The 19,844-nt window shown below is 48.7% G+C and carries 22 protein-coding genes and 1 other annotated feature; of the genes, 9 read left to right on the top strand and 13 right to left on the bottom strand.

All coding sequences use genetic code 11. From position 1 onward, the window contains the following. Nucleotides 1–73: 73 nt before the first annotated feature. From hisL to hisIE, 9 genes are all read left to right on the top strand, one after another. Nucleotides 74–124: a his operon leader peptide gene (hisL, locus tag BJP61_RS08435; RefSeq protein WP_071601073.1), complete on the top strand. Its 51-nt coding sequence runs from the start codon at nucleotides 74–76 to the stop codon at nucleotides 122–124. Then, nucleotides 100–222, top strand: a sequence feature (His leader region). (Overlaps the previous gene by 25 nt.) A gap of 48 nt (nucleotides 223–270) precedes the next feature. After that, on the top strand, nucleotides 271–1,170 hold the full coding sequence (hisG, locus tag BJP61_RS08430; RefSeq protein WP_004385872.1) for an ATP phosphoribosyltransferase: 900 nt from the start codon (nucleotides 271–273) through the stop codon (nucleotides 1,168–1,170). Between the two features lie 5 nt (nucleotides 1,171–1,175). Then, nucleotides 1,176–2,480 (top strand): histidinol dehydrogenase, encoded by a 1,305-nt coding sequence (gene hisD, locus BJP61_RS08425; protein WP_161580676.1) that lies wholly within the window; start codon nucleotides 1,176–1,178, stop codon nucleotides 2,478–2,480. After that, nucleotides 2,477–3,559, top strand: coding sequence for a histidinol-phosphate transaminase (gene hisC, locus BJP61_RS08420; RefSeq protein ID WP_171998141.1), 1,083 nt, complete (start codon nucleotides 2,477–2,479; stop codon nucleotides 3,557–3,559). Before hisD ends, hisC begins: the two co-directional genes overlap by 4 nt. After that, nucleotides 3,556–4,623, top strand: a complete 1,068-nt coding sequence (gene hisB, locus BJP61_RS08415) for a bifunctional histidinol-phosphatase/imidazoleglycerol-phosphate dehydratase HisB (RefSeq protein ID WP_171998140.1) — start codon at nucleotides 3,556–3,558, stop codon at nucleotides 4,621–4,623. The genes hisC and hisB overlap by 4 nt, the downstream gene beginning before the upstream one ends. Further along, entirely contained in the window at nucleotides 4,623–5,213 is a 591-nt protein-coding gene (hisH, locus tag BJP61_RS08410; RefSeq protein WP_038862021.1) for an imidazole glycerol phosphate synthase subunit HisH, read from the top strand. The genes hisB and hisH overlap by 1 nt, the downstream gene beginning before the upstream one ends. Further along, nucleotides 5,214–5,951 (top strand): 1-(5-phosphoribosyl)-5-[(5-phosphoribosylamino)methylideneamino]imidazole-4-carboxamide isomerase, encoded by a 738-nt coding sequence (gene hisA / locus BJP61_RS08405; RefSeq protein WP_038862019.1) that lies wholly within the window; start codon nucleotides 5,214–5,216, stop codon nucleotides 5,949–5,951. Beyond that, nucleotides 5,933–6,709: an imidazole glycerol phosphate synthase subunit HisF gene (gene hisF, locus BJP61_RS08400; protein ID WP_038862016.1), complete on the top strand. Its 777-nt coding sequence runs from the start codon at nucleotides 5,933–5,935 to the stop codon at nucleotides 6,707–6,709. Before hisA ends, hisF begins: the two co-directional genes overlap by 19 nt. After that, nucleotides 6,703–7,314, top strand: coding sequence for a bifunctional phosphoribosyl-AMP cyclohydrolase/phosphoribosyl-ATP diphosphatase HisIE (gene hisIE / locus BJP61_RS08395; RefSeq protein ID WP_075192415.1), 612 nt, complete (start codon nucleotides 6,703–6,705; stop codon nucleotides 7,312–7,314). The genes hisF and hisIE overlap by 7 nt, the downstream gene beginning before the upstream one ends. Before the next feature lie 59 nt (nucleotides 7,315–7,373). Here the strand turns inward: hisIE and wzzB are convergent, their stop codons facing one another. The 13 genes from wzzB to rfbD all read right to left on the bottom strand — a co-directional run bounded on the left by wzzB (nucleotide 7,374) and on the right by rfbD (nucleotide 19,843). After that, nucleotides 7,374–8,366 carry an LPS O-antigen chain length determinant protein WzzB gene (wzzB, locus tag BJP61_RS08390; protein WP_038862013.1) on the bottom strand — a complete coding sequence of 331 codons (993 nt, stop codon included), beginning with the start codon at nucleotides 8,364–8,366 and terminating at the stop codon, nucleotides 7,374–7,376. 213 nt (nucleotides 8,367–8,579) lie between these two features. Continuing rightward, complete coding sequence (gndA, locus tag BJP61_RS08385; RefSeq protein ID WP_038862012.1) at nucleotides 8,580–9,986, bottom strand: NADP-dependent phosphogluconate dehydrogenase; 1,407 nt, start codon at nucleotides 9,984–9,986, stop codon at nucleotides 8,580–8,582. 300 nt (nucleotides 9,987–10,286) lie between these two features. Then, on the bottom strand, nucleotides 10,287–11,132 hold the full coding sequence (locus BJP61_RS08380) for a glycosyltransferase (protein ID WP_171998139.1): 846 nt from the start codon (nucleotides 11,130–11,132) through the stop codon (nucleotides 10,287–10,289). Next, entirely contained in the window at nucleotides 11,129–12,010 is an 882-nt protein-coding gene (locus BJP61_RS08375; protein WP_255485516.1) for a glycosyltransferase family 2 protein, read from the bottom strand. Before BJP61_RS08375 ends, BJP61_RS08380 begins: the two co-directional genes overlap by 4 nt. Beyond that, on the bottom strand, nucleotides 12,000–13,352 hold the full coding sequence (locus BJP61_RS08370; RefSeq protein WP_171998138.1) for an oligosaccharide repeat unit polymerase: 1,353 nt from the start codon (nucleotides 13,350–13,352) through the stop codon (nucleotides 12,000–12,002). Before BJP61_RS08370 ends, BJP61_RS08375 begins: the two co-directional genes overlap by 11 nt. A gap of 37 nt (nucleotides 13,353–13,389) precedes the next feature. Next, entirely contained in the window at nucleotides 13,390–14,247 is an 858-nt protein-coding gene (locus BJP61_RS08365) for a glycosyltransferase (protein WP_171998137.1), read from the bottom strand. A gap of 7 nt (nucleotides 14,248–14,254) precedes the next feature. Continuing rightward, a complete protein-coding gene (locus BJP61_RS08360; protein ID WP_171998136.1) occupies nucleotides 14,255–15,508 on the bottom strand; it encodes an O-antigen translocase in 1,254 nt (417 codons plus the stop codon). Then, the gene (locus tag BJP61_RS08355) at nucleotides 15,505–16,608 is read right to left on the bottom strand and encodes a DegT/DnrJ/EryC1/StrS family aminotransferase (RefSeq protein WP_171999277.1); all 1,104 of its coding nucleotides are present in this window, start codon (nucleotides 16,606–16,608) and stop codon (nucleotides 15,505–15,507) included. Before BJP61_RS08355 ends, BJP61_RS08360 begins: the two co-directional genes overlap by 4 nt. Continuing rightward, on the bottom strand, nucleotides 16,601–17,071 hold the full coding sequence (locus BJP61_RS08350) for an acyltransferase (protein WP_171998135.1): 471 nt from the start codon (nucleotides 17,069–17,071) through the stop codon (nucleotides 16,601–16,603). Before BJP61_RS08350 ends, BJP61_RS08355 begins: the two co-directional genes overlap by 8 nt. Then, nucleotides 17,046–17,465: an FdtA/QdtA family cupin domain-containing protein gene (locus BJP61_RS08345; RefSeq protein WP_171998134.1), complete on the bottom strand. Its 420-nt coding sequence runs from the start codon at nucleotides 17,463–17,465 to the stop codon at nucleotides 17,046–17,048. The genes BJP61_RS08350 and BJP61_RS08345 overlap by 26 nt, the downstream gene beginning before the upstream one ends. Before the next feature lie 2 nt (nucleotides 17,466–17,467). After that, nucleotides 17,468–18,016 carry a dTDP-4-dehydrorhamnose 3,5-epimerase gene (gene rfbC / locus BJP61_RS08340; RefSeq protein ID WP_171998133.1) on the bottom strand — a complete coding sequence of 183 codons (549 nt, stop codon included), beginning with the start codon at nucleotides 18,014–18,016 and terminating at the stop codon, nucleotides 17,468–17,470. 3 nt (nucleotides 18,017–18,019) lie between these two features. Continuing rightward, nucleotides 18,020–18,898, bottom strand: a complete 879-nt coding sequence (gene rfbA / locus BJP61_RS08335; RefSeq protein WP_038861983.1) for a glucose-1-phosphate thymidylyltransferase RfbA — start codon at nucleotides 18,896–18,898, stop codon at nucleotides 18,020–18,022. A gap of 48 nt (nucleotides 18,899–18,946) precedes the next feature. Then, entirely contained in the window at nucleotides 18,947–19,843 is an 897-nt protein-coding gene (rfbD, locus tag BJP61_RS08330) for a dTDP-4-dehydrorhamnose reductase (protein ID WP_171998132.1), read from the bottom strand. Nucleotide 19,844 lies beyond the last annotated feature (1 nt).

Here is a 19,844-nt window from a genome sequence, read left to right as displayed (position 1 = left end):
AGCCCTTGCCTTCTCTGCCCGGTATGGTTTACGGTTAAGACAGGTTTGAATAAGCATTCATCAAGAGAATTTTATGACACGCGTTCAGTTTAACAACCATCACCATCACCATCATCCTGATTAGTCTTTCAGGCGATGTGTGCTGGAAGACGATCGGATCTTCCAGTGGTGCATGAACGCTAAGAGAGCCCCCGGAAGATCACACTTCCGGGGGCTTTTTTTATTGGGCGTTTGCAGGCGAATTTCACGAGAAAACAAGGATAAGGCGAGATGACAGACAACAACCGTTTACGCATAGCTATTCAGAAATCAGGCCGTTTAAGCGATGATTCACGCGAACTGCTGGCCCGTTGCGGCATAAAAATTAATCTCCACACCCAGCGTCTGATTGCGCTGGCGGAGAATATGCCGATCGATATCCTGCGCGTGCGCGATGACGATATTCCGGGCCTGGTGATGGATGGCGTGGTCGATCTCGGCATCATCGGCGAAAACGTGCTGGAAGAAGAGCTGCTCACCCGCCGCGCGCAGGGCGACGACCCGCGTTACTACACGCTGCGTCGTCTCGACTTCGGCGGTTGCCGTCTCTCGCTCGCCACGCCGGTGGACGATGTCTGGGAAGGCCCGGAAAGCCTGAATAACAAACGTATCGCCACGTCTTACCCGCACCTGCTCAAGCGTTATCTCGACCAGAAAGGCGTACAGTTTAAATCCTGCCTGCTGAACGGCTCGGTGGAGGTCGCCCCGCGCGCCGGGCTTGCCGACGCCATCTGCGATTTAGTCTCCACCGGCGCGACCCTTGAGGCCAACGGCCTGCGCGAAGTAGAGGTGATTTACCGCTCCAAAGCCTGTCTTATCCAGCGCGACGGCGAGATGCCTGCCGTGAAGCAGCAGCTTATCGACAAACTGCTGACCCGAATTCAGGGCGTTATCCAGGCGCGCGAATCGAAATACATCATGCTGCACGCGCCAACCGAGCGTCTTGATGAAGTGATCGCCCTGCTGCCGGGCGCAGAACGCCCGACCATTCTGCCGCTGGCAGGCGATCAGCAGCGCGTGGCGATGCATATGGTGAGTAGCGAAACCCTGTTCTGGGAAACCATGGAGAAGCTCAAGGCGCTGGGCGCAAGCTCCATTCTGGTACTGCCGATTGAGAAGATGATGGAGTAATCGCCATGACGTTCAACACGATCATCGACTGGAACACCTGTAGCGCCGCACAGCAGCGCGAGCTGCTGATGCGTCCGGCTATTTCAGCTTCAGAGAGCATTACCCGCACCGTGGCCGATATTTTAGATAACGTCAAAGCCCGGGGCGACGCGGCGCTGCGTGAATACAGCGCGAAGTTTGATAAGACCGACGTCACCGCATTGCAGGTGAGCGCGCAAGAGATTGACGCCGCCGCCGCGCGCCTTGACGACAACGTAAAACAGGCGATGGCGGTCGCGGTGGCGAATATTGAAAAATTTCACCGCGCCCAGCAGCTCGCGACGGTTGATGTGGAAACCCTGCCCGGCGTGCGCTGCCAGCAGGTGACGCGCCCCGTGGCGTCGGTCGGCCTTTATATACCTGGCGGCTCCGCGCCGCTTTTCTCCACCGTCCTGATGCTGGCGACGCCTGCGCGCATCGCGGGCTGTCAACGCGTCGTACTCTGCTCGCCCCCGCCCATCGCCGATGAAATTCTCTATGCCGCGAAGCTCTGCGGCGTGCAGGAAGTGTTTCAGGCCGGCGGCGCGCAGGCGATTGCCGCCCTCGCCTTTGGCACCGAAAGCGTGCCGAAAGTGGCCAAAATTTTCGGGCCGGGCAATGCCTTTGTGACGGAAGCCAAACGCCAGGTGAGCCAGCGTCTTGACGGCGCGGCGATTGATATGCCCGCCGGGCCTTCCGAGGTGCTGGTGATTGCCGACAGCGGCGCGACGCCGGATTTCGTCGCCTCCGATCTGCTTTCGCAGGCCGAGCACGGGCCGGATTCGCAGGTGATTTTACTCACGCCGGACGCCGCGATGGCGCAGGCGGTCGCCGACGCCACCGCCCGCCAGCTGGAGGCGCTGCCGCGCGCCGACACCGCGCGTCAGGCGCTCGCGGCAAGCCGCCTCATTGTGGCGCGCGACCTCGCGCAGTGTGTCGCTATCTCTAACCAGTATGGCCCGGAGCACCTGATTATTCAGACCCGTAATGCGCGTGAACTGGTGGACGACATCACCAGCGCCGGTTCAGTATTTTTAGGCGACTGGTCGCCGGAATCCGCAGGCGATTACGCCTCCGGCACCAACCATGTGTTGCCGACGTATGGTTACACCGCCACCTGTTCAAGCCTCGGGCTGGCGGATTTCCAGAAGCGCATGACTATCCAGGAGCTGACGCCCGCCGGGTTTTCCGCACTCGCCGGCACCATCGAAACCCTGGCGGCGGCAGAACAGCTTACCGCCCACAAAAACGCCGTGACGCTGCGCGTGGCCGCCCTGAAGGAGCAAGCATGAGCATTGAAGAACTGGCGCGCGAGAACGTGCGCAATCTGACGCCCTATCAGTCTGCGCGCCGTCTCGGCGGCAATGGCGATGTCTGGCTGAACGCCAATGAATACCCGCAGGCGGTGGAATTTCAGCTCACCGCGCAGACGCTCAACCGCTACCCGGAGTGTCAGCCGAAGCAGGTTATTGAGCGTTACGCGCAGTACGCAGGCGTCAAACCGGAGCAGGTGCTGGTCAGCCGCGGCGCGGATGAAGGCATTGAACTGTTGATCCGCGCGTTCTGCGAGCCAGGCCGCGACGCGGTGCTCTACTGTCCGCCGACCTACGGCATGTATAGCGTCAGCGCCGAAACCATGGGCGTTGAGTGTCGCACCGTGCAGGCCATCGACGGCTGGCAGCTCGACCTCCCGGCTATCGCTGAACAGCTCGACGGCGTAAAAGTGATTTTCGTCTGTAGCCCCAATAACCCGACCGGACAGTTGATCAAGGCGCAGGATCTGCGCGTGCTGCTGGAGATGACGCGCGACAACGCTATCGTAGTGGCGGATGAGGCTTATATTGAGTTTTGCCCGCAGGCGACGCTCGCCGGCTGGCTTGGCGAATACCCGCATCTGGTCGTGCTGCGCACGCTTTCCAAAGCCTTCGCGCTCGCCGGGCTGCGCTGCGGCTTTACGCTCGCCAGTGAAGAAGTCATCAGCCTGCTGCTGAAAGTGATTGCGCCCTACCCGCTCTCCACGCCGGTGGCGGATATCGCCGCCCAGGCCCTGAGCCCGCAGGGCATCGCCGCGATGCGCGAACGCGTGGCGCAGGTGCTGGTTAACCGCCAGTTCCTGATTGCTGGCCTGCGCGAGACCCCGTGTGTCGAGGCGATTTTCGACAGCGAAACCAACTATGTGCTGGCGCGCATCACGGCCTCCAGCGCGGTATTTAAATCGCTGTGGGATCAGGGCATTATCTTACGAGACCAGAACAGACAACCGACACTCAGCGGGTGCCTGCGCATTACCGTCGGCACCCGTGAAGAGTGCCAGCGCGTGATTGACGCCCTGCGTGACCAACCCGGCCTTGCGGCCACGGAGCGAGTATGAGCCAGAAGTATCTCTTTATTGACCGCGACGGCACCCTGATTGCCGAGCCGCCGGAAGATTTCCAGGTGGACCGCTTTGACAAGCTCGCCATTGAGCCGGACGCGATCCCGGTGCTGCTGCAACTGCAAAAAGCGGGCTTTAAGCTGGTCATGATCACCAATCAGGACGGCCTTGGCACCGACAGCCTGCCGCAGGCGGATTTCGACGGCCCGCATAATCTGATGATGCAGATTTTCACCTCTCAGGGCGTGCTGTTTGAAGACGTGCTGATCTGTCCGCACTTCCCGACGGACAACTGCGAGTGCCGCAAGCCGAAAGTGAAGCTGGTGGAGCGTTATCTGGCGCCGGGCGTGATGGATGCGGCGAACAGCTATGTGATTGGCGACCGCGCCACCGATGTGGAGCTTGCCGATAACATGGGCATTACCGGACTGCGCTACAGCCGCGCCGACCTGAACTGGCCGGCCATCGCCGAGCGCCTGACGCGCCGCGACCGCTACGCGCACGTTGAGCGCAACACGCGTGAAACCCAGATTGACGTTAAGGTCTGGCTGGATCGCGAAGGCGGCAGCAAAATCAACACCGGCGTCGGCTTCTTTGATCATATGCTTGACCAAATCGCCACCCACGGCGGCTTTCGTATGGAAATCACGGTAAAGGGCGATCTCTATATCGACGATCACCATACCGTCGAAGATACCGGCCTGGCGCTGGGCGAAGCCCTGAAGCTCGCGCTCGGCGACAAGCGCGGCATTAACCGTTTCGGCTTCGTCCTGCCGATGGACGAATGTCTGGCGCGCTGCGCGCTCGATATTTCCGGCCGCCCGCACCTCGAATATAAAGCCGAGTTCACCTACCAGCGCGTGGGCGATCTCAGTACCGAGATGGTCGAGCACTTCTTCCGCTCGCTCTCGTACACCATGGCCGTCACGCTGCACCTGAAAACCAAAGGCAAAAACGACCACCACCGCGTGGAGAGCCTGTTTAAAGCCTTTGGCCGCACCCTGCGTCAGGCGATCCGCGTCGAAGGCGATACCCTGCCCTCATCGAAAGGAGTGCTGTGATGAACGTGGTGATTCTGGATACCGGCTGCGCGAACCTGCATTCGGTGCAGTCCGCGGTGCGCCGCCACGGCTATGAGCCCGTGGTAAGCCGCGACCCGGATCTGGTGCTGCGCGCCGATAAGCTGTTTCTGCCAGGCGTCGGCACCGCCGAGGCGGCGATGAACCAGATAATCGAGCGCGATCTGGTGGATTTAATTAAAGCCTGCACTCAGCCGGTTCTGGGGATCTGCCTTGGTATGCAACTGCTCGGCAGCCGCAGCGAAGAGAGTAACGGCGTCGACCTGCTGGGCATTATCGACCAGCCGGTGCCGAAAATGACCGATCACGGCCTGCCGCTGCCGCACATGGGCTGGAACCGCGTCTCTGCCAAAGCGGGCGACCGGCTGTTTCGCGGCATTGACGACGGCGCCTGGTTCTACTTCGTGCACAGCTACGCCATGCCGGTAAACGAGAATACGATTGCGCAGTGCCACTACGGCGAGGCATTTACCGCCGCGGTGCAGAAAGATAACTTCTGGGGGGTGCAGTTCCACCCGGAGCGTTCGGGAGCTGCGGGCGCGCAGCTGCTGAAAAACTTCCTGGAGATGTAAATGATTATTCCCGCTCTGGATTTGATTGACGGTAATGTGGTGCGCCTGCATCAGGGCGATTACGGTAAGCAGCGCGATTATGGCCGCGATCCGCTGCCGCGCCTGCAGGAGTATGAAGCGCAGGGCGCGCAGCTGCTGCACCTGGTGGATTTGACCGGCGCGAAAGATCCGGCGAAGCGCCAGATCCCGCTGATTCAAAAGCTGGTGGCAGGCGTGAACGTGCCCGTTCAGGTTGGCGGCGGCGTGCGTCGCGAAGAGGACGTGGCGGCGCTGCTGGAAGCCGGTGCGGCGCGGGTGGTGGTTGGCTCAACGGCGGTGAAAACCCCGCAAGAGGTGCAGCGCTGGTTTGCGCGTTTCGGCGCCGACGCGCTGGTGCTGGCGCTTGATGTGCGCATCGACGAGACGGGCAGCAAGCAGGTCGCCGTCAGCGGCTGGCAGGAGAACTCCGGCGTGTCGCTGGAAACGCTGGTGGAGAGCTATCTGCCGTTCGGCCTTAAACATGTGCTGTGCACGGATATCTCTCGCGACGGCACGCTGTCCGGTTCAAACGTGGCGCTGTATGAAGAAGTCTGCGCGCGTTACCCGCAGGTGGCGTTTCAGTCCTCCGGCGGCATCGGCGAGCTTTCGGATATCCGCGCGCTGCGCGGCAGCGGTGTGGGCGGCGTGATCGTTGGCCGCGCGCTGCTGGAAGGCAAATTTAACGTAACGGAGGCGATCCAATGCTGGCAAAACGGATAATTCCCTGTCTTGACGTGCGCGACGGGCAGGTTGTCAAAGGGGTACAGTTTCGCAATCACGAAATCATTGGCGACATCGTGCCGCTCGCGAAACGCTATGCCGAAGAAGGCGCCGATGAGCTGGTGTTCTACGATATCACCGCCTCCAGCGACGGTCGTGTGGTTGATAAAAGCTGGGTGACCCGCGTCGCGGAAGTTATCGATATCCCCTTCTGCGTGGCGGGCGGCATTAAAACGCTGGACGACGCGGCGCAAATCCTCTCTTTCGGTGCGGACAAAATTTCCGTCAACTCCCCGGCGCTGGCGGACCCGACGCTTATCACCCGTCTTGCGGATCGCTTCGGCGTGCAGTGCATCGTGGTCGGCATCGATACGTGGTTTGACGAGCAGACCGGCAAATATCACGTCAACCAGTACACCGGCGATGAGAGCCGCACCCGCGTCACCCAGTGGGAAACGCTGGAGTGGGTCAAGGAAGTACAGCAGCGCGGCGCGGGCGAAATCGTGTTGAATATGATGAACCAGGACGGCGTGCGTAACGGCTATGACCTTGTGCAGCTCAAAAAAGTGCGCGAGGCGTGCCGCGTGCCGCTCATTGCCTCTGGCGGCGCGGGCACGATGGAACATTTCCTTGAGGCGTTCCGCGAGGCGAACGTCGACGGCGCGCTGGCCGCGTCGGTGTTCCACAAACAGATTATTAATATTGGCGAGCTGAAAACGTTTCTGGCTCAGCAAGGCGTGGAGATACGGGTGTGTTAACAGAACAACAGCGGGCCCAACTGGACTGGGCGAAAACGGACGGACTGCTGCCAGTCGTGGTGCAACATGCGGTTTCCGGCGAAGTGTTGATGCTGGGATATATGAATGAAGACGCGCTGCGCGAAACCGAGCAGCGCGGCAAAGTGACGTTTTTCTCACGTACTAAAGGACGCCTGTGGACCAAAGGCGAGACGTCCGGCCATTTTCTCAATGTTGTCAGCATCACGCCGGACTGTGATAACGATACGCTGCTGGTGCTGGCAAACCCGATTGGCCCGACCTGCCATCTCGGCACTTCCAGTTGCTTTGGCGACGCGCACCACCAGTGGCATTTTCTGTACCAGCTCGAAGAGCTGCTGGCCGCGCGGAAAACCGCCTCGCCGGACAGCTCTTACACCGCGAAGCTCTACGCCAGCGGCACCAAGCGCATCGCGCAGAAAGTCGGTGAAGAAGGCGTGGAAACGGCGCTTGCCGCCACCGTTCGCGATCGTGACGAGCTGGTGAATGAAGCATCTGACCTGGTTTATCACCTGCTGGTACTGCTACAGGATCAGGAGCTCGATTTAAGCGCGGTGATTGAAAACCTGCGAGGGAGGCATAAATAAGCCCCGGTTAACATGCAATAAAAAAGGCCGCGTGATGCGGCCTTTTTCTTTTCGCCAGATTAACGCACCTGACGGCTGTTGTGCTCGCGCAGCGCGTTGCGCCCCAACACGATGCCGGCGCCAATAAGGCCGCCCAGCAGCACCGAAAGCACCAGCACCAGCGCGCGTTTTGGACTGTCGCGACGCAGCGGCTCGGTCGGCTTCATCACGTAGCGGTACGCGTGAAGCGAGGATTCATCGATTTTCAGCTTGGAGATATCCAGCAGGTTCTGTTTGGTCTGGTAATACGCATCAGAGAAAACCAGCGGGCGCGTCGCTTCGTTTTTGATCATTGAAGAGAGCGCTTCGCTGCCTAACAGAAACAGCGTGTCCTGCGTTACTTCCTGCGCCTGCGGCATTTGGGGAGACGTCACGTTCGATTCCTGGGCGAACTTAAGCGCTTCGGCAATCTGCTTGATGCGCAGATCTTTCTGCTCCTGCGCCACTTTCTCCTGCGTTGAGAGCGATTCCTGCAACTCTTTAGCGCGCGCCGTTACGTTATCAGTCAGGTCTTTGTTCAGCTCTTTCGCGATCTGCTCATCCACCTGCTGAATGTATTCCGCCAGTTTTTTCTGCGCGGCCTGAGGCGTTTGCGCCTGATAGGTGACTTTCAGCGGCAGCGGCTGCCCTTTCACTGCCATATCGATGGTCAGCTGTTCCGGCTCTTGCTGGTTTTGCAGCGTCTCCGTCAGCGCGGAAAACGCAGAGCTGAAGCGCCCGACCACGCGCTGCTGCACGTCAGTGACGTTCGGCGCGGCGTTGCCATAAAGGATATTCATCGCGTTGTTGTAACTGGCGATCTGGCCGGCGTCCGGCATCGTTACGATGGCCGTCGACGTCCATTTTTCTTTGGCGACGAAAAGATAAAGTACCGCCAGAACAATCATTACGATGACCGTCGCAATGATGGTGAGACGTCCCCGCCAGAGCTGCATCAGCAGGTCGATAAGGTCAATCTGTTCCGGGTTCCCATTGCTGTGGTGAATAGCGCCACCCTGAAATTCTTTGCTCATAGAGTCCTTGTTTGTCATCTAATTATTATGAGAAAGCCACACCAGCCATGAGTGTAGATGCAAGGCGTTATGATTGCATAACGAAGCGTGAATGTGGCTTGGGAAAATACTGAAAAACAAAGCGCTTACTGGCTTCCCTCGCGGTTCGCGGCGGTCGTCAGGCATAAAAAAAGCCCGGCGCAACCACCGGGCTTGTCTTATTAAAAGGAAACGTTATTCCATCCACTCGGTATGGAAGACGCCTTCTTTGTCGGTGCGCTTGTAGGTGTGCGCGCCGAAGTAGTCACGCTGCGCCTGGATAAGGTTCGCCGGCAGCACCGCGGAACGGTAGCTGTCGTAGTACGCGATGGCCGCAGAGAAGGTCGGGGTCGGGATGCCATTCTGCACAGCATAAGCGACAACATCACGCAGCGCCTGCTGGTAATCGTCCGCCGCTTTTTTAAAGTACGGCGCAAGCAGCAGGTTCGCGATGGACGGATTCTCTGCATAAGCGTCGGTGATTTTCTGCAGGAACTGGGCGCGAATAATGCAGCCTGCGCGGAAAATCTTCGCGATTTCGCCGTAGTTCAGGTTCCAGTTGTGCTCTTCAGACGCGGCACGCAGCTGGGAGAAACCCTGCGCGTAAGAAACGATTTTACCGAGATACAGCGCGCGGCGGACTTTCTCAATGAACTCGCCTTTATCGCCTGCGAACGGTTTCGCCTGCGGGCCGCTCAGCACTTTAGAGGCGGCAACACGCTGCTCTTTCAGGGAGGAGATATAGCGCGCGAATACGGATTCAGTGATGAGAGACAGCGGTTCGCCGAGATCCAACGAGCTCTGGCTGGTCCATTTGCCGGTGCCTTTGTTGGCCGCTTCGTCAAGAATGACATCAACCAGGTAGTTACCGTCTTCATCTTTTTTGGTGAAGATATCTTTGGTGATATCGATCAGGTAGCTGCTGAGCTCGCCTTCGTTCCACTCAGAGAAGGTTTTTGCCAGCTCTTCGTTGGAGAGGTTCAGGCCGTGCTTCAGCAGCGAGTAGGCTTCTGCGATCAGCTGCATATCGCCGTATTCGATACCATTGTGCACCATTTTGACATAGTGACCGGCGCCATCCGGACCGATGTAAGTCACGCACGGCTCGCCTTCGGCAACGGCTGCGATCTCTTTGAGGATCGGCGCAACCAGCTCATAGGCTTCTTTCTGGCCGCCAGGCATGATGGAAGGGCCTTTCAGGGCGCCCTCTTCGCCACCGGAAACGCCGGTGCCGATGAAGTTGAAACCTTCTTCGGAGAGTTCGCGGTTACGGCGAATGGTGTCCTGGAAGAAGGTATTGCCACCATCAATAATGATGTCGCCTTTTTCCAGATACGGCTTCAGGGAGTCGATGGCTGCATCCGTACCCGCCCCGGCTTTTACCATCAGCAGGATGCGGCGCGGGGTTTCCAGCGACTCGACAAATTCCTGAACGGTATAGTAAGGCACCAGTTTTTTGCCGGGATTTTCGGCAATCACTTCTTCGGTTTTTTCACGGGAGCGGTTGAATACGGAGACGGTGTAACCACGGCTTTCAATGTTGAGCGCCAGGTTGCGCCCCATGACTGCCATACCGACGACGCCGATCTGTTGCTTGGACATTACATACTCCTGTCAGGTTTGGTCACCGCGACTAGTGCGCGGCTTGGAAATGTATCTTAGATGTTAACTCATGAACGACGAAAGAGGATAGAAGAAGATGTACAAGAGAAAGGTACTACCAAATATTTCGAAGCTTTTAATGCTAAAAAGATTAAACCCATTCATAAAAAGTGCGAGAATAAAATTCTATTATAAAGAGAGACTATAAAGAGAGACATAATCACACTCGTATATTTAATAAATAGGTATCTTTGAATGCAAGTGATTGAGTTAATATGCTTATGATATTATTGCACGTTATTAACCATGAACATAACGAACAAGATTGTAAAGATATTTTTTAAATGTATTAGGTAAAAGCCTAAATATGGAACGAATCGCTAAAAAGCGCGCAAATTCAAACGCATTAATAAATTTGATTTTTTTTTGGTATTTAAGAACCTGATATTCATACTTCAGATAACCTAAACCGCGACGTGCCATTAATTCTTGACCAGTTCTCATTTTAAGCAACACTTGATCAATATTTGCGAAATGAGCACCATTAACTAGTAAAAGGCTCCAGAGTGCGAAATCTTGAGATTTGCGAAAATGCGGATAACCTCCGAAAGAAAGGACAGTAGATTTTTTAAACATTACAGAAGGGTGACTAACAGGGCTTCTTTTTTTACCAAAAGAAGCAATTTCAGCATCCGTTAGAGGTACTTTTCTTATAGCAATAGCTTTCTCAGTATCGCTTTCAACTTCTTCTACATATGTTCCACAAACATCAATTTCAGGATGAGTAATCATAAAATCATATTGTGTTGCAAAGCGTGCTGGCAAAGAAATATCATCCGCGTCCATTCTGGCTACTAAATCATATTTGCACCGTGCAAGCCCTTGATTGAGGGCAACTGCAAGACCTTGATTCTTATCAAGACAAAAAAAATCAACAATATTTCCAGCAACCTTTTGTACAAAAGATGTGATGGTATCTATTAATTCTTGAGTGAGCTGCCCATCACCTACAATAACAATTTGTGCGGGCTTTACCTTTTGTTCATTATATACGCTTTCAAGGGCAACTCTCAGATATTCAGGGCAGTCATCCTTATAAACGCTAATTAATACAGAAAAAAGTCCAGTCGTAGCGCTAGTATTCATGACATTTTTCCTGTTTTACCGTGCACACCGTCTTTTATCCCTTTTAAAAAATAGCGCATCCGCTCTTTACCTTTTGGAAGAAATATAGGATAAAATATCACCTTCCCAGAGAGTTTAACCAAGCTTGAAATTTTCCAGAATAAAGGAACGTGTTTTTCTTTAAGAAGAAGAAAAATATTTCTTGTCGCATAATAATGACGAAATGGGCTCGGCAAACCTACAGAGATTAACGAAAGGATCTTGAAACGACCATCCCCAAGACGATGGCCAAGTAATGCATGTAAATTACGAATCGTTAAAAAACCCTTGCTACGAAGTCGCCAGCAGTACTCATGATCAACCGCATCAATAAATAAATCGTCACGCATCCCGCCAACTTTTTCCCATGCTGTTTTAGGAATTAAACTACCCGAACTTAAAGTGCTGTCTACAGTATAATAATAATTTTTGTATAGGGGTTTACCCTTTTTCACCCGTGCCTTATTAACCTCACCAGTAAAACGGTCATAGTCTTGAGCACCAACTAAACCAACTTTATAGCCCGCTTCCGTAAGTTCTTCGTAGCAACGTAGCAACTGTGCGACCATATCATCGTGCGGCGTACTGTCTTGGTCCATTTGCAAAATGAAATCGGCACCATTTTCAAAAGCCCACTTCATGCCTATACTCTGGGCTTCGGCAATACCTAGGTTCTTACCAAAATTAATGATTTTAACATTCTTAGTGCAATTTAAAATGTCAGGATCGAGCTTTTGTTCACTATTATTACAAATAACCAACATTGTAGATTGTTTACTAATCGCCTCAAGAAGAATATTTAAATGCTTTATCTCAGGATTATATGTGGTAATAATTGAATAAATCTGACTACTCATCATTAATATCTCTGGAAGAAAATTTTATATGTTTACTATGTCTCATACTTGAAAAATTGCTTAAAATTTCAATTGTTATCGCAATAAAAAAAACCATTATCAACTTAAGAACAAACTCTTTTCCAAATAAAAAATAATTAAACGCCTGATTCAAACGGAACTCAGGAATTATATAAACAGAAAAAGGTATAAAATATATAGGCTTGTAGTCAATAAATAGATCTATCACTTTAACAAATAGTGCGACAGAAAAAGCAACAATAATGGGAGCGAATACTAACCCATAATAACCAAACATTGACCATGCTTCACCTAAATAGTAACTATTAACATTTACTAAATCAGCGCCATTATAAAAAGTCATATATGGTATTACATCTACGTCTGCACGTGATGGCGTTACACCTAATCGTTCAATAAAATAAAAGCTACTAAACCAATATTTGGCATCAGGTTTTATTGAATTTATAATATGGTAAAAGCCTTGGTTTTGTCCCAAAAGGAACCTGTCAGAAACGCTGCTCAGCGCATTTTCGATATCAGAGCCTACTACGAGTGATTGCAAGATAATACCAACAATAAAGATTATAGCCAATGCGCCAATTAACTTTTTAATAGTATGTTTTTTTAAATAGTAAATAAAAACGCATCCTAACAACATAAAAATTAACGGAGCTTTCTGAGTTTCGTATAAACATTCAATACATGCTAGCGAAAAAGAAGCTAAAAGTAAGATTTTTAGATAAAAGCTTTTTTTGTTAGAAAAAGTGTAAAAATAATATAAAAAATAAAACTGATAAACACTCAACAGAGAGGTCAAATTGCCAATGTAAGGTAGATAATAATCCTTTTGATTAAGTTGGATCTCTATTCTCGCTTGGTAAGCTCTTTCAAAATCGCCTTCTAATAAATAATAGATCGGTGGTGTTTTTAATAAAAGTAATTTAGCAAGCAATCCTAGTAAAGCTATAAAAAAAATTGTTGTAGCCTTACTTATAACTTGATCGTAATTAATAATACTCGACACATTATTATTATAACTCTTTATATTAAAGCTTTTGATAAAAAAGCAATTAAATAAAATAAAAACCATAATTGAATAGATGTACCATAAACCTATTTCAAATTTTACACTTTCATTGATTGAATCATATCTAAAAGACTGAAATCCTAAAAACGAAATTAGAATAACACCTGGCAATGAAAATATACATATTTGAATAATTACAAAGAGTGCCAAAGGATGTGTTTTTTTTCCTGCTAGCCTTATATTACATAATGAATAAAATTTCATTAATATGTAATAAGAAAATAAAGAAATGAAAATTGCAATTGTCGTCGCCAATTTTAGCCTCTAACGCTCTGCTTAGACAAAGTGGTTATTATATGCTCAAAAATATGTATAGCATTTTTATAAGTTTCCTTATATAAAAGGCTAGTACTATATTTCCACTTATATCTAATTTGTATGTTTTAAGATATATCCTTGCCAATCTATTGAATTCACTATAATATTTGTAATTGACAAGTGAAAATTCTGCACTCGCATTTTCCTTAAAAAAACTTGTTCTACTTAAATTGTTTGAGTGTATACGATAACAAGCTACTTTAGCACTATTGAAAATAACATTTTTTTTACTACTTAATAAGCGCAAATAAAAATCCCTGTCTTCAGCCATTAAAGAAGGATCATACTGGCCAATGTCATCGTAAACGGTTTTCTTTAATAATAGCGCAGGACCCGGTACAACCCAATTGAAAACAAGTGCATTAGCAATATTCTTTTTAAGTTGCCTAGCAGAGCTTTTACGATAATCAAAAAAAGCACTTTCTGCAACAATTTCATTATTTTCATTTACAACATGGCAATCACTGATTATGGCATCTGCATTTTTTTCTAATAGAAAGAGCATTGCCTGTGTTAATCCATTTTCGCAAAGATAATCATCACTCGCGATAAGATAAACATAATCGTGTTTGGCTTGTTTTAGACAGCGATTTAGCGTGTTACAAACCCCACTATTAGTCTCATTCTGTAGAAAAATATAATTAATTTTACCCCGTTCATTATTTTTTATAAATGAGCGAATTATGTCTGCACTGGAATCTTGTGATGCGTCATCGCATATAATGACTTCAAGAACGCCTTCATATGCTACAAGTGTGCTTTCGAGGCAATTTTTGACATAGGCACTATGGTTATAACATGGAATTATTATGCTAATTGTGGGTAAATTCATATTGATATCATTTCGCTATTATCTTTTTAAAAAAACAAAGCATAAACATAAAATAAAGGCAATAATTTATAAGATATGCCAAGTTTGCGCCGCTTGCATGGTAAAAAGGTATGAAAACAGTTGACAGAACAACAAGCATTGTACTAAAAAATATTTCACTTCCAATAAACCATTTTGCTGTTCCGCGTGCAATCATAGGATAAGCATAGATCCAACTTGCTATTTTAATGACGTCACCGACAAGTTGAATAAGAAATAATTCTCTGGCAGGGCGAAATTTTTCAGTGTAGAGGATAGTAATTGCAGTATCGCGTAAAAAATAAATAATAATTGCCATCAGACATATCACGGGAATGACAACAAGAAGAGTTCCATTTATTTCTTTGCGTATTTCCTTATAATCAGATAATTTTGCTAGCTTGGGTAGAAAATAAGTTCCTAACCCCAAAGTTATAACACTTAAATATACCTCAGAAATTTTCCAGACTGCTTGCCATTGCCCCGCCGCATCCCATCCGGCATGTTCAATTAATTCATTCCTCACTCCTATAAGAGCCAATGGCATACATATTGCCGAGGTGACAGCCATCAAAATATAGCCGCCAATTTGTTTTCGATGATAAAGTGTTACTGTCCCCCACCAGTAACTAATCTTGAGCCAAGGCTGCCTTAAAGAAAAAATAAGCATAATTAAACCGATTAACGCTGCTTGTACTGATGCCGCTATTAACGCCCCCGTAAGACCACCATATATAATCATTACCATCATCACAATGCTTGAGATAAAAACAGAGATGATACCGAGAGTAATATACCGCCGGTATTTCTGCTGCCCATTAATAATCGAATTAATAAATGTAGCAACTGCGGACAGAGGAAGAACAACAACCATTAACTTAATAAGCCATGATAAATCGCGGTCGTTAAATAACCATTGTGAAATATATCCGGAAGAAAAAAAACCAACCGGAATAATAATTCCCGCGAGTAAGCCTACCCACTGCAGCGCAGCGCGCCACCATGGCGCGCATGCATTATAACCTGACTCACAATGTTCTGATGTAAAGCGTACTACAGCATTACCAACGGGTGCGGTGATAATACCATTAAGGATAGTGATAAGATTTTGCACTTGGCCTAATGTTGCCATACCTAACGTACCAGTATAAACCGCAATTACCTTTGCAACGGCAAAGCCTGCCAACATTCTGCTTAAGGTTAGGAATGCGGAAAAAAAGGTTACGCTTAGTAACTTCTTCATGCTGAAAACTCATTAACCGCTTTGATTATCAACTCAACACTTTCTTCTGACATAGTTGGGTCTATTGGGAGCGATAATACTTCATTGTGTAACTGTTCTGTAATCGGCAATGATAGTCCGTTATATTCTGTATAAGCCTCTTGTTTATGGGGCGGAATGGGGTAATGAATCAACGTACTTATGCCGGCATTAGCCAAATGTTGCATCAGTTTTTCGCGCTCGGATGTCTTCACAACATATAAATGCCATACATGCTTTTCAACCTTATCTACTTTCGGCGTTAACACATGCGTATTGGTTATGCCTTTAGTCAACATGCCAGCAATGTGGCGTCGAATACGAATATCATCATCCAAGTATTTTAATTTTACACTCAGCATCGCTGCCTGAATTTCATCAAGGCGACTATTAACACCCTTATAAATATTCTGATATTTTTTATGTGACCCATAATTACCCAATGCTCGTAATGCACTGGCAAGCTCATCATTATTAGTTGTGACAGCGCCAGCATCACCTAATGCTCCGAGGTTTTTTCCTGGATAAAAACTGAACCCAGAAGCGTCACCCCATGCCCCAGCACGTTTCCCATCAATGCTGGCACCATGTGCTTGTGCTGAATCTTCAAGTACCAGCAAGCCATGCTGGTGAGCAATCGCCATAATCTCTTCCATAGGCGAAAGGTAACCATACAAGTGTACAGGCATAATGATACGGGTTTTGTCTGTCAATGCTCCGTTTATGCCCACTGCATCAAGATTGAACGTCTGTGAATTAGGCTCGACAAAAACTGGGCAAAGTTTATTTTCGGTTATAGCAAGAATTGTAGCGATATAAGTATTAGCAGGCACGATGACTTCATCGCCCTCTTTAACCAAGCCTAATTCTTTCCATGCGCGGATAGTAAGTACCAATGCATCTAAACCATTGGCCATGCCAATGCAGTGTTTAACGCCACAATATTCAGCGAACTTTTTCTCAAATTGCTCTAACTCATTACCACCGATGTACCAACCGGAATCAATCACGCGTTCACATGCTAGTTTTAATTCTTTTTCGTAGCGAGCATTAATTGATTTCAAATTAAGGAAATTAATCATTTTCATTTACCATCCCCATCAATTTGGCCGGGTTACCGTAGACAATCGCGTAATCAGGAACATTTTTTGTAACTACCGCACCAGCACCAACCATACTTTTTTTACCTATAATTAATCCAGGAAGAATAGTTGCATTAGCGCCTATCGATGCTCCCTCTTTGATATAGGTAGAAAGAAATTCTTTATCATGCACTTTTGAGCGCGGATGTTTATCGTTAGTGAAGGTGACATTTGGGCCGATAAATACATCATTTTCAATAAAAATGTTATCCCAAATGTAAACACCACATTTTACCGTAACACGGTCTCCAATAATCACATTATTTTCAATCAGCGTGTGCGCGCAAATATTACAATCCCGTCCAATTTTAGCTCCTTTCAATATAACAGAAAATTGCCAGACTTTTGTATCTTCACCAATCTGTACAGACTGAACGTCACTTAGTGGATGAATTTTTGGCATTAGTAGTATTCTCTAAAAAGACATCATAGTCACGAATATAATCAGCTTCATCATACAGACTGTCTGCCAGTACCATCAGTACACAATCGTCGGAGAAATCATACATTTCTCGCCAAACACACGAGTCAATAAGTAATCCTTGTGCTGGATTATCCAGCAACAATTCTACACGTTCAGAACCGTCATCTAATACAAAACGGCAAGAACCCCTTACTGCGATAGCGACCTGTTTTAATTTTTTATGTGCATGAAAACCACGACGCACTCCTTCTTTAGTATTAAACATGTAATACACACGCTTAATTTCAAATGGAATGTTATGTTTTTCTTCAAGCGCTATTAGAGAGCCACGCTCGTCGCCGTGCGCCTGCAACGGAATAATTTTTACATCCATTGTTATCCCTCAAATAAGTCTGCATTTGCAAATGAAGGCGCCACGGCATCTTTTTCAGAAATGATAGCTGCTTTAGCTGGCCATTCAATGGCAATCTGTTCATCATCCCAGCGAATCGCACGTTCACTTTCTTTTGAATAAAAGTTGTTCGTTTTATAAAGGATTTCTGTGCCATTTTCTAGCGCAATAAAGCCATGCGCGAATCCTTCCGGAATCCATATCTGGCGTTTATTTTCCGCTGATAACTCGGCACCAACCCACTTACCAAAGGTTGGTGAATTACGGCGAATATCTATCGCCACATCATAAATTGCACCATGTAGGCAACGTACCAGTTTAGCCTGAGCATATGGCGCAAGTTGATAATGTAGTCCCCGCAAGACACCTTTAGCTGATTTAGAATGATTATCCTGTACAAATTCAATTTTACGACCTACCGCTTCTTCAAAAGTACGCTGATTGAAGCTTTCAAAGAAAAAGCCACGGGCGTCACCAAATACTTTTGGTTCTAAAATCAAAACATCCGGTATTTCTGTCTGGATAACATTCATTACTTAATAACCTTTAATCATCTTGAGCAAATATTGACCATAGGCATTTTTTGCAAGCGGCTGCGCCAGCCTTTTTACCTGCTCAGCATCAATAAAGCTCTTACGGAAGGCAATTTCTTCCGGACATGAAACCTTGAGGCCTTGACGTTCTTCAATGGTGGCAATGAAATTACTGGCTTCGATTAAACTTTGGTGTGTGCCGGTATCAAGCCAGGCATAACCACGTCCCATCATCGCGACATTAAGGCGGCCCTGTTCAAGGTAAAGCCGGTTAATATCGGTGATTTCCAACTCGCCACGTGCTGATGGTTTCAAGCTTTTAGCCATTTCAACAACGTCATTGTCATAGAAATAAAGTCCAGTAACAGCATAATTGCTTTTTGGTTCTGCAGGCTTTTCTTCCAGGCTAATGGCTTTGCCAGTTTTATCAAACTCAACAACGCCGTAGCGCTCAGGATCATTGACATGGTAAGCAAAGACAGTCGCGCCGTTATCTTTACTAACCGCTGATTCCAGTTGTTTTGGTAAATCATGACCATAGAAAATGTTATCGCCCAGAACAAGCGCGCATTTATCATTACCAATAAACTCTTCGCCAATAATAAAAGCCTGCGCCAGGCCATCCGGGCTTGGCTGTACTTTATACTGTAAATTCAGGCCCCACTGGCTGCCATCGCCGAGGAGTTGCTCAAAGCGCGGCGTATCCTGGGGCGTACTGATAATGAGGATATCCCGTATCCCGGCAAGCATGAGCGTGGATAGCGGATAATAGATCATCGGCTTATCATAGATTGGTAATAATTGCTTGCTCACCGCCATGGTGACCGGATAGAGACGAGTCCCTGATCCCCCAGCCAGTATAATTCCTTTACGCGTTGTCATTCTCTTTATTCTCTCAATGAAAATGCCCGCCGACGGGCATTTCTGTCATTAATTTACGCTGGTAAACCACTCTTCCAGCATCCGTTTAACACCGACATCCCATTGCGGAAGCACCAGCCCAAATTGTTGCTGGAATTTTGTGGTGTTTAAACGTGAATTCTGTGGCCTGCGAGCAGGCGTTGGATAGGCGCTTGTTGCTACAGGATGCAAATCAGTAAGCTTCAGCGTTATCCCTGCCTTACGAGCTTCATCAAATACCAGCGCCGCAAAATCATACCAGGTCGTAACACCTGAGGCGACGAGGTGGTATAAACCCGCAACGTCAGGTTTCGCGAGTGCCACGCGAATGGCATGCGCCGTGCAGTCAGCGAGTAATTCAGCCCCGGTTGGCGCACCGAACTGATCGTTAATCACTGAAAGTGATTGACGCTCTTTGGCAAGCCGCAACATAGTTTTAGCAAAGTTATTTCCTTTACCTGCATACACCCAACTGGTTCTGAAAATAAGGTGATTCTGACAAAAATTTTGTACGGCCTGTTCGCCCGCCAATTTTGTTTCACCATAGACATTCAGCGGGGCCGTAGTGTCGTCCTCAAGCCAGGGCGTTTCACCCGTACCTGGAAATACATAATCAGTTGAGTAATGAATAACCCAGGCGTTAATTTTTGCCGCTTCTTTTGCAATAGCTTCAACACTGGTTGCATTTAACAGCTGTGCAAAATCACGCTCCGATTCTGCTTTATCGACGGCGGTATGCGCAGCAGCATTGACAATCACATCCGGCCTGATACGCCTTACCGTCTCCGCGACCCCTTCCGGTTTACTAAAGTCACCGCAATAATCTTCAGAATTAAAATCCAGCGCAATAAGATTTCCCAGCGGAGCCAGGGCTCGCTGTAATTCCCAGCCAACCTGGCCGTTTTTACCAAACAGGAGAATATTCATT

Origin of the sequence: Cronobacter sp. JZ38 (genome assembly GCF_008932145.1) — a bacterium.
Taxonomy (GTDB): domain Bacteria; phylum Pseudomonadota; class Gammaproteobacteria; order Enterobacterales; family Enterobacteriaceae; genus Cronobacter; species Cronobacter muytjensii.
This window is presented reverse-complemented; position numbering and strand designations above follow the sequence as displayed.

What these genes read in the sequence shown, in the direction of transcription:
- hisG (WP_004385872.1), top strand. Translation starts at nt 271, where the DNA reads ATGACAGACAACAACCGTTTACGCATAGCTATTCAGAAATCAGGCCGT.
- hisD (WP_161580676.1), top strand. Translation starts at nt 1,176, where the DNA reads ATGACGTTCAACACGATCATCGACTGGAACACCTGTAGCGCCGCACAG.
- hisC (WP_171998141.1), top strand. Translation starts at nt 2,477, where the DNA reads ATGAGCATTGAAGAACTGGCGCGCGAGAACGTGCGCAATCTGACGCCC.
- hisB (WP_171998140.1), top strand. Translation starts at nt 3,556, where the DNA reads ATGAGCCAGAAGTATCTCTTTATTGACCGCGACGGCACCCTGATTGCC.
- hisH (WP_038862021.1), top strand. Translation starts at nt 4,623, where the DNA reads ATGAACGTGGTGATTCTGGATACCGGCTGCGCGAACCTGCATTCGGTG.
- hisA (WP_038862019.1), top strand. Translation starts at nt 5,214, where the DNA reads ATGATTATTCCCGCTCTGGATTTGATTGACGGTAATGTGGTGCGCCTG.
- hisF (WP_038862016.1), top strand. Translation starts at nt 5,933, where the DNA reads ATGCTGGCAAAACGGATAATTCCCTGTCTTGACGTGCGCGACGGGCAG.
- wzzB (WP_038862013.1), bottom strand. Translation starts at nt 8,366, where the DNA reads ATGAGCAAAGAATTTCAGGGTGGCGCTATTCACCACAGCAATGGGAAC.
- gndA (WP_038862012.1), bottom strand. Translation starts at nt 9,986, where the DNA reads ATGTCCAAGCAACAGATCGGCGTCGTCGGTATGGCAGTCATGGGGCGC.
- BJP61_RS08380 (WP_171998139.1), bottom strand. Translation starts at nt 11,132, where the DNA reads ATGAATACTAGCGCTACGACTGGACTTTTTTCTGTATTAATTAGCGTT.
- BJP61_RS08375 (WP_255485516.1), bottom strand. Translation starts at nt 12,010, where the DNA reads ATGATGAGTAGTCAGATTTATTCAATTATTACCACATATAATCCTGAG.
- BJP61_RS08365 (WP_171998137.1), bottom strand. Translation starts at nt 14,247, where the DNA reads ATGAATTTACCCACAATTAGCATAATAATTCCATGTTATAACCATAGT.
- BJP61_RS08360 (WP_171998136.1), bottom strand. Translation starts at nt 15,508, where the DNA reads ATGAAGAAGTTACTAAGCGTAACCTTTTTTTCCGCATTCCTAACCTTA.
- BJP61_RS08355 (WP_171999277.1), bottom strand. Translation starts at nt 16,608, where the DNA reads ATGATTAATTTCCTTAATTTGAAATCAATTAATGCTCGCTACGAAAAA.
- BJP61_RS08350 (WP_171998135.1), bottom strand. Translation starts at nt 17,071, where the DNA reads ATGCCAAAAATTCATCCACTAAGTGACGTTCAGTCTGTACAGATTGGT.
- BJP61_RS08345 (WP_171998134.1), bottom strand. Translation starts at nt 17,465, where the DNA reads ATGGATGTAAAAATTATTCCGTTGCAGGCGCACGGCGACGAGCGTGGC.
- rfbC (WP_171998133.1), bottom strand. Translation starts at nt 18,016, where the DNA reads ATGAATGTTATCCAGACAGAAATACCGGATGTTTTGATTTTAGAACCA.
- rfbA (WP_038861983.1), bottom strand. Translation starts at nt 18,898, where the DNA reads ATGACAACGCGTAAAGGAATTATACTGGCTGGGGGATCAGGGACTCGT.
- rfbD (WP_171998132.1), bottom strand. Translation starts at nt 19,843, where the DNA reads ATGAATATTCTCCTGTTTGGTAAAAACGGCCAGGTTGGCTGGGAATTA.